12 protein-coding genes are annotated in these 15,136 nt (G+C 76.5%); 9 read left to right on the plus strand and 3 right to left on the minus strand.

Translation table 11 applies throughout. The features are described from left to right. Positions 1-111 precede the first annotated feature (111 nt). The 5 genes from MT994_RS03860 to MT994_RS03880 all read left to right on the plus strand — a co-directional run bounded on the left by MT994_RS03860 (position 112) and on the right by MT994_RS03880 (position 6,862). Positions 112-993 (plus strand): hypothetical protein, encoded by an 882-nt coding sequence (locus MT994_RS03860; RefSeq protein WP_354805198.1) that lies wholly within the window; start codon positions 112-114, stop codon positions 991-993. 1 nt (position 994) lies between these two features. Next, positions 995-1,837 carry a hypothetical protein gene (locus tag MT994_RS03865; RefSeq protein ID WP_354805199.1) on the plus strand — a complete coding sequence of 281 codons (843 nt, stop codon included), beginning with the start codon at positions 995-997 and terminating at the stop codon, positions 1,835-1,837. 34 nt (positions 1,838-1,871) lie between these two features. After that, a complete protein-coding gene (locus tag MT994_RS03870) occupies positions 1,872-3,332 on the plus strand; it encodes a histidine kinase (RefSeq protein WP_354805200.1) in 1,461 nt (486 codons plus the stop codon). Then, positions 3,329-4,003, plus strand: a complete 675-nt coding sequence (locus MT994_RS03875; RefSeq protein ID WP_061267712.1) for a response regulator transcription factor — start codon at positions 3,329-3,331, stop codon at positions 4,001-4,003. Before MT994_RS03870 ends, MT994_RS03875 begins: the two co-directional genes overlap by 4 nt. Positions 4,004-4,150: 147 nt before the next feature. Then, positions 4,151-6,862, plus strand: coding sequence for an HAD-IC family P-type ATPase (locus MT994_RS03880; protein WP_354805202.1), 2,712 nt, complete (start codon positions 4,151-4,153; stop codon positions 6,860-6,862). 22 nt (positions 6,863-6,884) lie between these two features. Here MT994_RS03880 and MT994_RS03885 read toward each other — a convergent pair whose 3' ends face one another. The 3 genes from MT994_RS03885 to MT994_RS03895 all read right to left on the minus strand — a co-directional run bounded on the left by MT994_RS03885 (position 6,885) and on the right by MT994_RS03895 (position 11,425). Beyond that, positions 6,885-9,566, minus strand: a complete 2,682-nt coding sequence (locus tag MT994_RS03885) for a LuxR C-terminal-related transcriptional regulator (RefSeq protein WP_354805203.1) — start codon at positions 9,564-9,566, stop codon at positions 6,885-6,887. Between the two features lie 65 nt (positions 9,567-9,631). Beyond that, on the minus strand, positions 9,632-11,032 hold the full coding sequence (locus tag MT994_RS03890; protein WP_354805204.1) for a hypothetical protein: 1,401 nt from the start codon (positions 11,030-11,032) through the stop codon (positions 9,632-9,634). 9 nt (positions 11,033-11,041) lie between these two features. Next, positions 11,042-11,425 (minus strand): SHOCT domain-containing protein, encoded by a 384-nt coding sequence (locus tag MT994_RS03895; protein ID WP_034654895.1) that lies wholly within the window; start codon positions 11,423-11,425, stop codon positions 11,042-11,044. 189 nt (positions 11,426-11,614) lie between these two features. Between MT994_RS03895 and MT994_RS03900 the strand changes: the two genes are divergently transcribed. The 4 genes from MT994_RS03900 (at position 11,615) to MT994_RS03915 (ending at position 15,119) form a co-directional block, all read left to right on the plus strand. Next, positions 11,615-12,190, plus strand: coding sequence for an SHOCT domain-containing protein (locus MT994_RS03900; protein ID WP_354805205.1), 576 nt, complete (start codon positions 11,615-11,617; stop codon positions 12,188-12,190). Between the two features lie 183 nt (positions 12,191-12,373). Beyond that, entirely contained in the window at positions 12,374-13,411 is a 1,038-nt protein-coding gene (locus tag MT994_RS03905) for an ABC transporter substrate-binding protein (protein ID WP_354805206.1), read from the plus strand. Then, entirely contained in the window at positions 13,408-14,226 is an 819-nt protein-coding gene (locus MT994_RS03910) for an ABC transporter ATP-binding protein (RefSeq protein ID WP_354805208.1), read from the plus strand. The genes MT994_RS03905 and MT994_RS03910 overlap by 4 nt, the downstream gene beginning before the upstream one ends. Continuing rightward, positions 14,223-15,119, plus strand: a complete 897-nt coding sequence (locus MT994_RS03915; RefSeq protein ID WP_081600323.1) for an ABC transporter permease — start codon at positions 14,223-14,225, stop codon at positions 15,117-15,119. Before MT994_RS03910 ends, MT994_RS03915 begins: the two co-directional genes overlap by 4 nt. Positions 15,120-15,136 lie beyond the last annotated feature (17 nt).

A 15,136-nucleotide genomic window follows, 5' to 3' on the forward strand; every position in this document is an offset into this window, starting at 1 on the left:
GGGCGCGGCGGGCTCGCTCGAGGAGGCGTACCTGCGGCTCACCGCCGACGCCGTCCAGTACCGCGGCCGTGCCGCGGGCGAGACCGGTCTGGCGTCGGCCGGAGGTGCCCGATGACCGCCCCCACCGCACCGACCGCGTCGTCGCGGCGTGCGCACCCGGCGGTGCCCCGGCCCGCGAGCGCCGGTGGCCCCACGCTCCCCCGCGCCGTCGCCGCGGAGTGGACGAGGCTGACGAGCCTGCGCTCGTCGTGGTGGGCGGCCGCTCTCACCGTCGTCGTCTCGGCCGTGCTGACGTACCTCTCGGCCCAGGCGTCGTCCGTGGACCCGGGGTTCGACCCGCTCGGCTCCCTCACGTCGGGCCTGCTGCTGGCGCAGGTGCCGCCGCTCGTCCTCGGCGTCCTCGTCGGGACGGGCGAGTACAGCACGGGCACGTTCCGCACGACGTTCGTCGCCGAGCCGCGGCGCTGGCCCGTGCTCGTGGGGCAGACGGCGGCGACCGCCGCGTTCGCGCTGCTCACCGCGGTGCTCGCGGTCGGGGCGGCGGTGCTCGCGCTGCTGCCGTCGGCCCGTGCGCGCGGCCTCGCGCTCGACCTCGGCCGGGACGGCACGCCGCAGGTCCTCGTCGGGATGACGCTCCTGCTCGCCGGCATGGCGCTGCTCGGCCTCGCGATCGGCGCGCTCGTGCGGCGGCCCGTCCCCGCCCTCACCGCGGCGGTGCTCGTCGTGCTCGTGCTGCCGGTCGCGCTCGTGCTGGCGGCCGACCTGTCGGGCGACCCGCTCGCGGCACCCGCGGGCGTCTCGTCGGCGCAGGCGGCGGTGAACACCGTCGTCACGTTCCTGCCCACCGGGGCGGCGTCCCTGCTCACGGGCGAGGGCGCGGTCGAGGGCGCGCCCGACCTGGGTGCCGTCGGCGGAGGGCTCGTCCTCGCGGCGTGGGTCCTCGTCCCGCTCGCCCTGGCCGCCGTCCGCCTGCGCACGCGGGACGTGGTCTGACGTGGCCGCCACGATCCCCCCGACGGCCCCGGCGCCGGCCCGCACCCCGCCCGCGCCCGACCGGCCGCAGGTGACCCTGCCCCGGGTGCTCGCGGCGGAGTGGGACAAGCTGACGAGCCTGCGCTCGACGGCCTGGCTCGCGCTCGCGACCGTCGCCGCGGCGGCGGGGACGGCGTGGGCGCTGGGCGCGTTCGCCCGGCCCGACGCCGGGTCCTCCGGGGCGCCGCTCGCCGTCGCGGGGTCCGTGCTCGCCCAGCTCGGCTTCCTCGTGCTCGGCGCGGGCGTCGGCGCCGGAGAGTTCCGGAACGGCACCGCGCGCGTGACGTTCGCCGCGGTCCCCCGCCGCCTGCCCGTGCTCGCGGCGCAGGCGCTCGTGACGACGGCGGCCGCGCTCGCCGTCGCGGTGCTCGCGCTGGGTGCGGCGCTCGCCGCGACCGCCGAGCAGCGCGCGGACGCCGCGCTCGTGCTCGATCTCGCGGACCGCGAGACGCTGCGCGTGCTGGCGGGCTTCGTGCTCTACCTGACCGGGGTCGCCCTCGTGGGCCTGGGCCTGGGGGCGCTCGTGCGGCGGCCGGACGGGGCGCTCGTCGGCGGGGTCGTGCTGCTCGTCGTGCTCGACCACGTGCTCGCGACGAACCCGGGACGCGTCGCGGACACGGCGCGCGCCCTCCTGCCCGGTGCGGGGGCGCGCCTGCTGCAGGACGACGCCCGGCTCGCCGCGCTCGACGCGACGACCCTGGGGCCGCACCTCGGCACGTGGGGCGGAGGCCTCGTCCTCGCGGCGTGGGCCGCCGCGCTGCTCGCCGCGGCGGCGTACCGGCTGCGGCGCCATGACGTCGTCTGACGCGCCGCACGACGGCCGATGGGAGAGTAGGCCGGTGCCCTCGTCGCCCCTCGCCCTCCCGTCCGCGCCCGGGGCGCACGACGGCGGCCCGCGCGCCGAGCCCGACGTGCGGCGGCGCGGCGCCGTCGGCCGCGTCCTGGCGCGGCACCCGTGGGCGACCGACCTCGCGCTCGCGGGCGCGGTCGCGCTGCTCGGGCTCGTCACCGCGGCGGTCGCGCTCACGACGGTCGAGGGGTCCACCGGGCTGGGGCTGTTCCGCCCCGACGAGCCCGTCGCCCAGGTGGTCGTCGCGGCCTGGCTCGTCGGGGCCGCCCTCGGGGCGGGCCTGCTCCTGGTCCGGCGGTCGCGCCCGCTGACCGTGACGGCGGCCCTCACCGTCCTGGCTGTCGCGTCGCTCGCGACGGCGGGCGTGCTCGGGGTGCTCGGCGTGTGCCTGGCGTGCGCGGTGCACACCGTGGCCGCCGAGCGCGCGCCCCGCACGGCGTGGATCGTGTGCGGAGCGGTGCTCGCCGTCGTCGTGGCGGCGCTGTGGTGGTGGCAGGACATCGGCCTCGCCGAGATGCTGCTGTGGAGCGACCCGATCGTCCTGCCGGACGGCGACCCGGTGCGCGACCTCGCGCAGCCGCCCTTCTCCCCCGGCCGGCGCTCCGTGTCGGTCCTCCTCCTGCTCGCGCTCCTGCTGCTGGGGATGGCGACGGGGTCGGGAGCACGGGCACGACGGCTGCACGACGAGGACCTCGTCGCGCGCTACCGCGCCATGGCGCGCGACCGCGACCAGAGCGCGGCGCTCGCCCGGGCCGCCGAGCGGGCGCGGATCGCGCGCGAGATGCACGACGTCGTCGCGCACAGCGTGTCCGTGATGGTCGCGCTGTCCGACGGCGCGGGCGCGGCGCTCGACCGGGCGCCGGACCGCTCGCGCGAGGCCCTGCACGAGCTGTCCCGCACGGGACGGGACGCGCTGGCCGACATGCAGCGCGTCCTCGGCGCGCTCGACCCCGAGGAGGGCGGCGACGGGGCGGGCACCCCGGTCGAGCCGACCGGGACGGACCTCACGGCCGTCGTCGCACGGTTCCGCGCGGCGGGCGTGCCTGTCGCCGCGAGCGGCCTCGACGTCGCGCTGCCTGCGGACACGTCGCTGCGGCTCGGGGCCGTGCGCATCGTGCAGGAGGCACTGACCAACGTGCTGCGGCACGCGCCCGGGACGCCCGCGGCCGAGGTCGTGGTGCGGCGCACCGCGCGCGCGGTCGAGATCGACGTCCGCGACGAGGGCGGCACGCGCCCGGCGACCGGCGGCGGGACCGGGCGCGGGATCGTGGGCATGCGCGAGCGCGCCGCGCTGCTCGGCGGCGTCGTCGAGGCGGGGCCGCGACCGGGCGGCGGCTGGGCGGTGCACGTGGTCCTGCCCTGCGACCCGGGCGAGGTCGGGGCGCGGAGCGCCCCCGAGCAGGAGCACCCGCACCGCGACGTGCACGACGACGAGGGAGGACGACCGTGACGACCGTGCTGCTCGTCGACGACCAGGCGTTGCTGCGGATGGGCTTCCGGCTCGTCATCGAGTCCGAGCCCGACCTCGAGGTGGTGGGCGAGGCCTCCGACGGACGCGTAGCGCTCGACCAGGTCGCGGCACTCGCCCCCGACGTCGTCGTCATGGACGTCCGGATGCCCGGCATGGACGGCATCGAGGCGACCCGGCGCGTCGTCGCCGAGCACCCCGGGACGCGCGTGCTCGTGCTCACGACGTTCGACGTGGACGAGTACGCGTTCGCGGCGCTGCGCGCCGGGGCGAGCGGGTTCCTGCTGAAGAACGCGCGCCCGCACGAGCTCGTCGAGGCGATCCGCACGGTCGCGGCGGGGAGCTCGGTCGTCGCGCCCCGCGTGCTGCGCCGCATGCTCGACCTCTTCGCGCCGCACCTGCCCGCGGGCGAGCAGCCGGCCGTCGACGACGGCCTCGACCCCCGGCTGCGCTCCCTCACGCCGCGCGAGCTCGACGTGCTGCGGTGCGTGGCCGAGGGGATGTCGAACGCCGAGATCGCCGACCGCCTCGTGCTGTCCGCGACGACCGTGAAGACGCACGTCGGCAACCTCCTGGCCAAGCTGGGCGTGCGCGACCGGGTGCAGGCCGTGATCGTCGCGTACGAGAGCGGGCTCGTGGGGTCGCGCGGCTGAGGCCCGGGCGGCACGCGCGTCGAGCGCGGGCGTCGGCGGCACGTCGCGCACCGGTGCCGCGCCGCCGCGGGGCGTTCACCCCCGCCGGGTGAGGACCCCGCCCGAGCCCGCTGCGACGGTGGGACGAGCGCCCGAGAGGAGCCGAGGATGACGGCTGCACCGATCCCCCGACAGCAGGCACCGGCCCCCACGGGCCCCTGGCACACGGCACCGCCCGAGGCGGTGTGCGCGGCGCTCGACGTCGACCCGGCCGTCGGGCTGACGTCCGCGCAGGTCACCGAGCGGCGCGCGCGCTACGGGCCGAACGCGCTCGCGCAGGAGCGCAAGGAACGGCCGTGGCAGGCGTTCCTGCGCCAGTACCGCGACCTCATGCAGCTCGTCCTCGTCGGCGCGGCCGTCGTGAGCATCATCGCGCTCGGGGACGTGACGACCGGCGTCGTCGTGCTCGCCCTCACCGTCCTCAACGCGCTCATGGGCCTGCACCAGGAGGGCAAGGCGGCCCAGAGCGTCGCCGCGCTCCAGCAGATGCTCGTCATGACGGCCACCGTGCGCCGCGACGGGCGCCAGGAGCAGGTTCCCGCCGAGGAGCTCGTGCCGGGCGACGTCGTCGGGTTCGAGGCGGGCGGCAAGATCCCCGCGGACGGGCGGCTGCTCGTCGCCGCCTCGCTCGAGATCGAGGAGGCCGGGCTCACGGGCGAGAGCACGCCCGTCGCGAAGGGCGTCGCGGCGGTCGCGGCGGACGACGCCCCGCTCGGCGACCGCACCGACATGGCGTACATGAACTCCCAGGTCACGCGCGGGCGGGGCGAGATGGTCGTCACCGCGACGGGCATGACGACCGAGGTGGGCCGCATCTCCGGGATGCTCAGCGGGGTCGAGCAGGACAGGTCGCCGCTCACGCGCCAGCTCGACCGCATCACGGTGATCATCACGGTCATGGCGGCGGTCGCCCTCGTCGTGGTCGTCGTGCTGGGGCTCGTGCGCGGCGAGGACTTCGACAGCCTCTTCGTGGTCGGGATCAGCCTGGCGATCGCCGCGATCCCGACGGGGCTGCCCGCCGTGGTGACGATGCTCCTGTCGCTCGGCACGCGCCGCCTCGCCGAGGAGGGCGCGATCGTCAAGCGCCTCAAGTCCGTCGAGACGCTCGGGTCGACGTCGGCGATCTGCTCCGACAAGACCGGGACGCTCACGCTCAACCAGATGACGGCGCGCCGGCTCGTGCTCGCCGGACGCCGGTTCTCCGTCGACGGCGAGGGCTACTCCACGACCGGCCGCATCCTCGCGGCGGCCGGGTCGACCAACGTCCCGCTCGAGCCGGTCGCGCTCCCCCTGGCGCTCGCGAGCGACGCCGTCGTGCGCGACGGCGAGTGCATCGGCGACCCGACGGAGGGTGCGGTCGTCGTCCTCGCGGCCAAGGCCGGGCTCGACGTCGAGGAGACGCGCGCCGAGCACCCGCGCGTCGCGGAGGTCCCGTTCGACGCCGCGTACAAGCTCATGGCGACGTTCCACGAGATCGACGGCGAGCTCGTGTGCTTCGTCAAGGGCGCCCCGGACGTGCTGCTCGCCCGCTCGGCGCGGTACCTCACGGCCGACGGCGGGTCGGCGCCCCTCGACGACGAGGGCCGCGCGCGCGTCCTCGCGGAGAACGACGCGCTCGCGGGCGAGGGCATGCGCGTGCTGGCCGTCGCGCGGCGCACCGTCGCGCGCGACGAGCTCGCGGGCGACCTGCTGACCGCGGTGCGTGACCTCGAGCTCCTCGCGCTCGTCGGCATCGTGGACCCCCCGCGCCGCGAGGCGCGCGACGCGATCGCCGAGTGCCGCGACGCCGGGATCCGCGTGCGGATGATCACGGGCGACCACGTCACCACGGCCGCGGCGATCGCCGGGCAGCTGGGGATCGAGGGGCGCGCGCTCACGGGCGCCGAGTTCGCCGCGATGTCCGACGCGCAGCTCGAGGCGGAGGTCGGCGAGATCGGCGTGGTCGCACGCGTGGCGCCGGAGGACAAGGTGCGTCTCGTCGACGTGCTCAAGCGCAAGGGCGACGTGGTCGCGATGACGGGCGACGGCGTCAACGACGCCCCCGCCCTGACGCGCGCGGACATCGGCGTCGCGATGGGGATCACGGGCACCGAGGTGACGAAGGACGCCGCCGAGATGATCCTCACCGACGACAACTTCGCCACGATCGTGGCGGCGGTCGAGGGCGGCCGCGGCCTCTACGACAACCTCATGAAGTACATCCGCTTCCAGATGGTCGTCCTCGTCGGGTTCATCCTCACGTTCGTCGGCGCGGGCATCTTCACCGTCGCGGGGGGCACCCCGCTCACGCCGCTGCAGATCCTGTGGGTCAACTTCGCGATCGACGTGCTGCTCGCCGTCGGCCTCGGCTTCGACGCCGCGACGCCCGGCCTCATGCGGCGTCGCCCACGCCCACCCACCGAGCCGGTCATCGGGCGCGCGCTCGGCGTGCGGCTCGCGGTCGGGGGCGTGCTCATCGCCGTCGGCACGCTCGTCGCCGTCGCGTGGGGCGAGGCCGACGCCGACCTCGCGGTCGCGACGACGATGGGCCTCACCGCGATGTCGCTCCTGCACGTCGTCGCCGCGCTCGAGTGGCGCGACCCGCGGGCGAGCATCCTGTCGTCCGAGACGCTCGCGAACGGCCGCTTCGTCGTGCTCCTGCTCGCATCCCTCGGGCTCACGTTCCTCGTCACGACGCTCGACGGGCTGCAGCGGATCTTCGGCACCGTCGACCTCGACGGCGGCCAGTGGGGCGTGTGCGCGCTCGTCGCGCTCGCCTTCCTCGTCCTCGTCGAGCTCGGGAAGCTCGTGCTGCGCACGGTGGACCGGCGCCGCGCCTGAGCGCGTCTCCTCGGCAGACCCGTCAGGGCACGACGCCGAGCTCGCGGCCGCGCCGCACGGCCTCGCGCCGCGAGCCGACGCCGAGCTTGCGGTAGACCGACTTCAGGTGCGCCTTGACGGTGTTGACCGACACGAAGAGGTCGGCGGCCACCTCGGCGTTGCTCGCCATCGACGGCAGGACGGCGAGGACCGCGAGCTCGCGCTCGGTGAGCGGCTCGACGAGCGGGACCGGCTCCGGTGCCCGGCCCGGTGCGTCCAGGTGGGTGCGCAGCAGCGCGGCGAGGGCGTCGTCGCGGCGCGCGACCGCGCGCGCGAGCGGCTCGTCGAGCTCGGTGCCCCGGACGGCGAGGAACGGGCGGACGACCCGCTCCGCGGCGGCCAGGTCGAGGGCCCGCCCGAGCGGGGCGTCGACGCGGCGCGTGCCCGCCCGGGCGAGCGCGGACGCCTCGACGAGCGCCGCCTCCACCCGCACGAGGACGTCCGCCTCCTCCCCCGGCGCGTCCCCGAGGCCCGCCACGGCACGCTCCGCCGCGCCGGTGCGCCCCGCCGCGAGGAGCTCGCGCGCACCGCAGACCGCGACGACCGCGGCGCTCCCGAGGCGTTCGCGCGCGAGGCGCGCCCCGAGCGCCGGGCCCGTGCCGTCGTCGACCAGACGCGCGGCCGCCGTGGCGCGCACCCACAGGTCCGCGAGCACGGGGGGCGTCGCGGACCGTCCCAGGGCGCGGTCCGCGGCGACGAGCGCCTGCCGCGCGGCGCGCGCGTGCCCGCGGTCCGCGGCGACGAGCGCCTGCAGCAGCCGGACGGCCGCCTCGGACGCGGGCTCGCGCCCGCCGGCGTCCGCCGCGAGGGCGTGCGCGAGGTGCCGGTCGAGCCCGTCGTCCGACGCCCGGAGATACCGCACCCACGCGCGCGCAGCGTGCGCGGGCCGCACGTGCGCGTACCCGTCCCAGCCGCGGCGCTCCGCCTCGACGAGCACCTCGCGCGCGGCGCCGTCCCCCGCGTCGAGCCGACCGGCCGCGACGGCGAGGAGCGCCGCGGCGGCGCGCGCCCCGAGGACGTAGAGCTGCGGGGCGCGCCACGACCGGCCACCAGGGGCGGCGAGCGTGCCCGACGTCGTCTCCCCCGCCGGCTCGGGGCCGACCGCGCACCACGCGAGGCCCGCCGCGCGGTGCGCCCGCGCGAGGCCCCGGTACGTCTCGAGGGCGGGGAACGGGTACGGCACCGCGTCCGCCGCGGCGAGCGCGGCGCCCGCGGCCGTCGCGAGGGCCCGCACGTCGCCCGTCGACCGCGCGGCGGACGCGGCGAGCAGCTCGAGGAGCACCGCGGCGGCGGGGTCGGCCACCGGGTCCACGGCCGGGGCGAGGAGGTCGCGCGCCCGCGCGACGTGGAGCCGCACGGCGTCGAACCGCTCGTCGACGGACGCGAGCGCGCCCGCGCACAGATGCAGGCGGGCGTCGGGCCGCAGGGTCGCGTACGGCACGCGCCGCAGGACCTGGGCGACGGTCTCGCGGTGCGGCCCCGCGAGCTCCGCCGCCGCGCCCTCGACGAACACCTCGCCGAGCAGCGGCCAGTCCTCCGCGGCCGCCGCGTGCTCGAGCGCGCGCAGCGCCTGCCCGTCCTGCGCGAACCAGCGGGCCGCGGCCTGGTGCGCCTCGCGCAGCCCCGCCGGGTCCTCGGTGCGCAGCTGGTGCAGGAGCATCTCGCGCAGCAGCGGGTGGTAGCGGTACCAGGTGCGCCGGCCGCCCGACGTCATGACGAAACCGTCCGCCGCGGCGAGGCCGGGGAGCAGCCGGTCCGTCGGCGCCCCCGGGTCGAGGACGGCCGCGAGGTCGGGGCACACCGCCGACGCCACGCTCGTGCGCAGGAGGAAGCGTTGGGCCTCGGGCCCCTGGCTGTCGAGGACCTCGGCGAGGAGGAACTCCGCCGCAGAGCGGGCGGCGCGCGCCCGGCTCGTCGCGTCGTGCTCCTCGACGCGCAGCCGCACCCCGACGGCCCAGCCGCCGGTCTCGCCGACGACCCGCCCGGCGTCGTCCGCCGCCAGGTCGCGTCCCTGCGCCGTCGCCAGCGCCGCGACCGCGGGGGCGTCGAACGCGAGCTCGGCGGCGCCGACCTCCGTCATCTCGCCCTGCGCGCGCAGGCGCTGCAGGCGCAGGAGCGGGTCGACGCGGGTGAGGACCACGAGGTGCAGGGGCAGCCGGTAGCGCAGGAGGTCGTCCACCGTCGCCGCGACCTCGGCGCACGCGGCGTGGTGGAAGTCGTCGAGCACGAGTACCACGGGCTCGGGCAGCGCCTCGATCGCCGCGAGCACGCGGCGCAGGAGAGCCGGCGTGAGGCGCGGCGGGACGACGAGGGTCTCGAGCGGGTGCCCCGCGGGCACCGCCCCGGCCGCCCGCAGCGCCGCGAGCACGTCGGCCCAGAAGGCCGCCGGCTTGTCGTCGAACGGCTCGAGCGTCAGCCACGCGACCCGCGGGCCGGTGCCGCCGCGCGCCCACCGCGCCGCGACGGTCGTCTTCCCCCAGCCCGGGCCGGCCGACACGAGGGTGAGGCGGCGCGTGGCCGCCGCCGCGACGAGCGCCTCGACCTCCGGGCGGCCCACCGTGGACGGCGGCAGCTCAGGGACGGTGGTGCGGGCGCGCGAGGTCCCGGAGGCGTCCGTGACGTGCGTCACGTCCTCCGGCTCGGCACGGGGCTCGACCGAGACCATGGGGGCAGGGTATTCCCGGGGCCCCCGGACCGCAGGGCGAGCGGAGCACGGGCTCGCCACGCGCCTCAGGCCGGCCCGGGACCGGGGGGCGGGGCGACGACGGCGGGTGGGCGGGCGAGGATCTCGACGACGACGAGCACGAGGCCCGCGACGAGCGCGACCCCGACGACGAGGCCCGGCGTCGGCGTGCCCGCGAGCAGCAGGACGAGCGCGGCGGCCGCCACGACGACGACGCGCACGAACGCCTTGTGCCGGCCGAGCCAGTCGCCGACGGGGCCCGTCGAGACGCCCCGGCCCTCGCCCCAGCCGCGCACGGCGGCGCCCGCGCGCCCGAGCCCCGCGCGCAGGCTGCGGGCCGACGCGCTCGGCCCGCCCACGTACGCGGCGAGCGCGACCACGAGGCCCAGCACGCCGACGGTGCGCAGCGTGAGACGCAGGTAGCCGACGGCCTGGTCGAACACGACCTCCGCGGCGTCGAGCCGCAGCACCTGCCCCGAGAGCGCGCCGAGGTACAGGCCGCGCGCGACGGCGAGCCCGACGCCCAGCGCGACCATCGCCCCCGTGAGGGCGAGCCCGGCCACGAGGAGCGCGCGCGAGCGGTGGTTCGCGACGAGGACGCCCGCGGCCAGCAGACCGAGCACGACCCACGGCAGCCACGTCGTGAGCGTCACGACCTGGGCGTACCGGTTCTGGAGCATGACGAGCTCGGCGGACTGCGCGACGGTGAACGTCGCGTCGACCGAGGGGATACGGGCCGCGACGTCCAGGCCGCGGTCCACGAGGCGTTCCTTGAGCAGGTCGATCAGGCCGGAGAGCTGGATGGACAGGCGGCCGTCGTCGCTCACCTGCAGGACGTCGCCGTCCTCGCCGCGCATCACGGCGACGAGCTGCTCGTGCGCCACGCGGTTCGCCTGGAGCCAGGCGCCCTCGAACGCGTCGCTCTCCACGAGCCGCGTCGCCGTCTCGTGCACGAGCGACTCGACGCCGCTCGTGAGCGGCGCCTCCAGCGCGGCGAGCGCGCGGGTCGCGCGCGGCGGGACGTCGCGCTCCTCGAGCCCGCCGACGAGGTCGTCGACGAGCGCGGCCACGTCGATGCGCGACATGACGACCTCGGTGAGCCGCCCGGCGACTGCGGACTGCACGACCGGGTCGCCCGCGAGCGGTCCGACCGTCGCGACGTAGCGGTCGGTGTCCGTGAGCTCGCGCTGCGCCCACGCCGACACCGCGCCGAGCGGCGCGAGGAGCGCCCCGAGCGTGATGAGGACCGCGCACGCGGCGGCGCGCAGCCCGCGCCGGGGCCGCCGCGCCGCCTCCGGCGCGGTCGCGTCGCCGTCCGGGCCCGCGGGCGCCGCGGCGGCCGGCCGCTCCTCGAGCCGGCGCCGCAGCTCCGCGTTCTCGCGCTCCAGCGCGGCGAGGCGCGCGGCGACGTCGGACGCCTCGCGGCCCGGCGCGGTCTCGTCGGCCATCGCGCGTCCTCAGGCGAGCGCTCGGGCCTTGAGCCGGGCGAACTCGTCGGCGTCGATCGTGCCGGCGTCGTACAGCGCCTTGGCGTCCGCGATCTCGCTCGCGGGCGACCTGCCGGTGCCGGCGGTGGCCCGCACGTAGTCGTCCATGACCTGCCGACGCGCCTGCTGCTCCTCCGCGTGCCGCTCCGCCATGCCCCGCCCGCGCGCGATGACGTAGATCAGCGCGGACAGGTAGGGGACGAAGATCAGCGCGACGATCCACAGCGCCTTCCACCAGCCGCTGAGCGTCTTGTCGCGGAACAGGTCCGCGACGATCTGGAACAGCACGACGAGGTAGGCGATGAAGAAGAACCACCACACCATGAGCCAGAACCAGTCCCAGAATCCGTCCATCGGGCACCCCTCGTGTCGGGTCACGGCGGTCCCGTGACGCTCCCACTGTGGAGCGGCCGCGGCGTCCGCGTGCTCACCCGTCGGGGGTAGTCGGCCGCCCGGCGCCGCGGGCCACCCCCGCCGGGTGATCCCGCCCGGGTCCGTGCCCGCGCATCCTGGACCGACGTGGGCGAGCCGGGAGAAGGACGCATGGACCGCACGACGCTGGTCGAGGTGACGGTGCTGGGGCCGGTGGTGCTGCCCGAGCCCGACCTCGCCGAGCTCGGCGTGCGCCGGTCCGTGGAGTGCACGCGGCTGGAAGCGCGGGTCCGCGACCAGGCCGCGCTGTACGGGCTCCTCCAGCGGCTCGCGGCGCTGGGCCTCGACCTCGTCGAGCTGCGCACGGCGGCGCCCGACGACCGGCCCGACGTCGAGCTCGTCGTCCGCGGCCCCGTGGGCGCGCTCGTGCAGCAGATGCTGGACGACGTCGGGCGTGCCCACCCGGCGTCGAGCACGACGTACCGCGTGCAGGACACCGACCTCGTCGGCGTGCTCGGCGCCGTGACCGGGCTGCCCGACGACGACCGGTCCGGGGCTCAGGTCGGGCCGCACGGCGGGGCGCACGGCGGGGCGCACGATCCCGAGCACGGCGGGACGGCCTCCGGGGGCGCGTCCGCGATGGACGTGCGCATCGCGCAGCTGCGCGACCTCGCCGCGCTGCGGGACCGGGGCGTCCTCACCGACGCCGAGCTCGCGGAGCAGAAGGCGCGCGTCCTCGAGCCGTGAGGCCGGCAGACCGGGCGGGCGGGCCGCGCACGGCCGGCCGATGCCCCGTTCGGGGTTCTTTCGCGTTACGTCGTCCCACTCAGCGAGACGATGGGGACCACGCTGGGGCCAACTGATGCACTAGCGCATAGTGGCAAGCACATCACGGCGCGCTTGCTCGTGTGTCAGACCCCAGGAGGACTCATGGCCATCTCACGCCGCTCGTCGGTCACCATCTCGCTCGTCGCGGCGGCAGGGATCCTGGCGGGCTGTGCGGGCGGGAGCGACCCGTCCGGCGGCGGGGACGACGCCGCGCCGCAGATCTCGTTCCTCTACTCCCCCTACGCGGACTACGCGCCGTTCTTCCTCGCGGAGGACAAGGGGTACTTCGAGGAGGCGGGCGTCGACGTCGAGCTCCTCGCCAAGGGCGGGACGTCGGGCGAGACCTACCAGCTCGTCAGCACGAACAACGTCACGGCCGGTGGCGCGACGTGGGGCGCGGGCCTGTTCAACGCGACCGAGGCCGGCGCGTCGCTCTCGGTCATCGCGAGCGTCTCGCGCGTGCCGGAGAGCGGGCCGAACCCGGCCCCGTTCGTCGTCGCGGCCGACTCCGGCATCACGTCGATCGAGCAGGTCGCCGGCAGCCGCGTCGGCATCCCCGGCGACGGCGGCTTCGGCATCTACTCGGTGGCCAAGGCGCTGGAGGCCGGCGGCCTCACGCTCGACGACGTCGAGCTCGTCAACGTCGGCCCGCCGGAGACGGGCCCCGCGCTCGTGGGGGGCTCGGTCGACGCCGCCTGGTCGATCGAGCCCATCTCGTCGTCGCTCGAGAGCGAGGGCATCGCGTCCGAGATCCTCCCGATCGACTACCACGCGGGCACCGAGCTCGGCGCCCTGGTGTTCAGCACCGAGTACGTCGACGAGCACCCCGACGTGGTCGTCGCGTTCACGGCCGCGTACCTGCGCGCCGCCGCGGAGCTCGAGGCGGGCGGCTGGGACGACCCGGCGAACCAGGAGATCATCGCGCGGTACACCGAGCTGCCGGTCGAGACGCTCACGTCGCTCGCGCTCACGGAGCAGGACCCGACGGGCGAGATCGACTGGGAGGACGTGCACGCCCAGGAGCAGTTCTTCCGCGACCGCGGCACGCTCGAGTACGAGGGCGAGGCGGACGTGGAGAGCATCTTCCGCGCCGACCTCCTCGAGCAGGCGCGCGAGCGGGCCGCGGAGCTCGGCTCGTGACGGCCGTCTCCGTCGAGGGCCTCTGGAAGGGGTTCCACGACCGTCGCCGGGACGACGTGCTCGTCGCGCTCCAGGACGTGTCGCTCACCATCGAGGACAACGAGTTCGTCTGCGTGCTCGGACCCTCCGGGTGCGGCAAGAGCACCCTCCTGCGCATCCTCGCGGGCCTGGAGGAGGCCGACCGCGGCACGGTGACGATGGCGGCGCGCCCCTCCGTCGTCTTCCAGGACCACGGCGTGCTGCCGTGGCTCACGGTCGAGCAGAACGTCGAGTACCCCCTGCGCCTGCGCGGTGTGCGGCGCTCGGCCCGGCGCGAGCGCGTCGCCCCGCTCCTGGACATGGTGGGCCTCACGGAGTTCCGCGGCTTCTACCCGCACCAGCTCTCGGGCGGCATGCGGCAGCGCACGTCGGTCGCGCGGGCGCTGGCCGACGACGGCGCGACCCTCCTCATGGACGAGCCGTTCGGCGCGCTCGACGAGCAGACGCGCGTCGTGCTGCAGCAGGAGCTGCTGAAGATCTGGTCGCAGACCTCGCGGTCGGTGCTCTTCATCACGCACAGCGTCGACGAGGCGCTCGTGCTCGCGGACCGCGTCGTCGTCATGTCCGCCCGGCCCGGGCGCATCCTCGCCGACGTGCGGGTCCCCTTCGACCGCCCGCGCGACATCCTCGAGCTGCGCCGCGACCCGCGCCACGGCGAGATCACGTACGAGCTGTGGCGGCTCCTGCGGGACGCGGAGGCACAGGACGCCGCGGTGCAGGACGCGGCGGGGGCGGACAAGCGCTCCGCCGCGGGCGTCCGGGAGGCGGTCGCATGACGACCCCCACGGACGAGCGCGCCCCCGTCCGCCCGGGCGGCCACGCCGCGCCGGGCGGCGCCCCGGACGCGCCCCACGACGCCGACGACCGCACGGCCGAGATCACGCGCGAACTGACCGAGGAGCTGCGCCGCCGGCGCACGGGTCGCCTCGTGCGGGTCGTCGGGCCCTTCACGCCGCTCCTGCTCCTCGCGGTGTGGGAGCTCGCGAGCCGGACGAACGTGCTCGACGCGCGGTTCTTCCCGCCGCCGTCGTCGATCGCCGAGACGTTCGCGCAGCTCGTCGGGAGCGGCGAGCTCTTCGAGCACGCGGGCATCACGCTCACGCGCATCGCGATCGGGTTCGTGCTCGGCGCCGTGCCCGGGCTGGTCCTCGGGATCGCGCTCGGGTCGGTCACGACCCTGCGCACGCTCCTCGGGCCGATCTTCGCGAGCCTGCTGCCCGTGCCCAAGGTCGCGATCTTCCCGCTGCTGCTCCTCGTGTTCGGCCTCGGCGAGGCGAGCAAGTACGTGATCGTCGCGATCGGCGTGTTCTTCTACGTCTTCTACAACGCGATGGGCGGCGTGCTCCAGACGCCGCAGATCTACTTCGACGTGGCGACCGCCAACGGCGCGGGCCGGCTCCAGCGCTGGCGCACGGTCGCGCTGCCCGCCGCGCTGCCGAGCATCTTCACCGGGCTCAAGCTCGCCGTGGGCGGCGCGTTCGTCATCATCGCGGCCTCGGAGTTCGTCGGATCGCGCAACGGCCTGGGCTACCTCATCTGGAGCTCGTGGACGACGTTCGCCGTCGCGAAGATGTACGTGGGCATCGTCACCATCTCCGTGCTGGGCTACCTCTCCACGACCCTGGTCACGGTGCTCGAACGACGTCTCGTGCCCTGGTCCCGTCAGTAGGAGGCAGCATGAACCCA

Source organism: Cellulosimicrobium sp. MI9406, from assembly GCF_040595865.1.
GTDB lineage: Bacteria > Actinomycetota > Actinomycetes > Actinomycetales > Cellulomonadaceae > Cellulosimicrobium > Cellulosimicrobium funkei.

Coding starts and splice junctions, on each gene's coding strand:
- MT994_RS03860 (WP_354805198.1), top strand. CDS start 112: ATGACCGCCCCCACCGCACCGACCGCGTCGTCGCGGCGTGCGCACCCG.
- MT994_RS03900 (WP_354805205.1), top strand. CDS start 11,615: ATGGACCGCACGACGCTGGTCGAGGTGACGGTGCTGGGGCCGGTGGTG.
- MT994_RS03890 (WP_354805204.1), bottom strand. CDS start 11,032: ATGGCCGACGAGACCGCGCCGGGCCGCGAGGCGTCCGACGTCGCCGCG.
- MT994_RS03880 (WP_354805202.1), top strand. CDS start 4,151: ATGACGGCTGCACCGATCCCCCGACAGCAGGCACCGGCCCCCACGGGC.
- MT994_RS03905 (WP_354805206.1), top strand. CDS start 12,374: ATGGCCATCTCACGCCGCTCGTCGGTCACCATCTCGCTCGTCGCGGCG.
- MT994_RS03885 (WP_354805203.1), bottom strand. CDS start 9,566: ATGGTCTCGGTCGAGCCCCGTGCCGAGCCGGAGGACGTGACGCACGTC.
- MT994_RS03895 (WP_034654895.1), bottom strand. CDS start 11,425: ATGGACGGATTCTGGGACTGGTTCTGGCTCATGGTGTGGTGGTTCTTC.
- MT994_RS03915 (WP_081600323.1), top strand. CDS start 14,223: ATGACGACCCCCACGGACGAGCGCGCCCCCGTCCGCCCGGGCGGCCAC.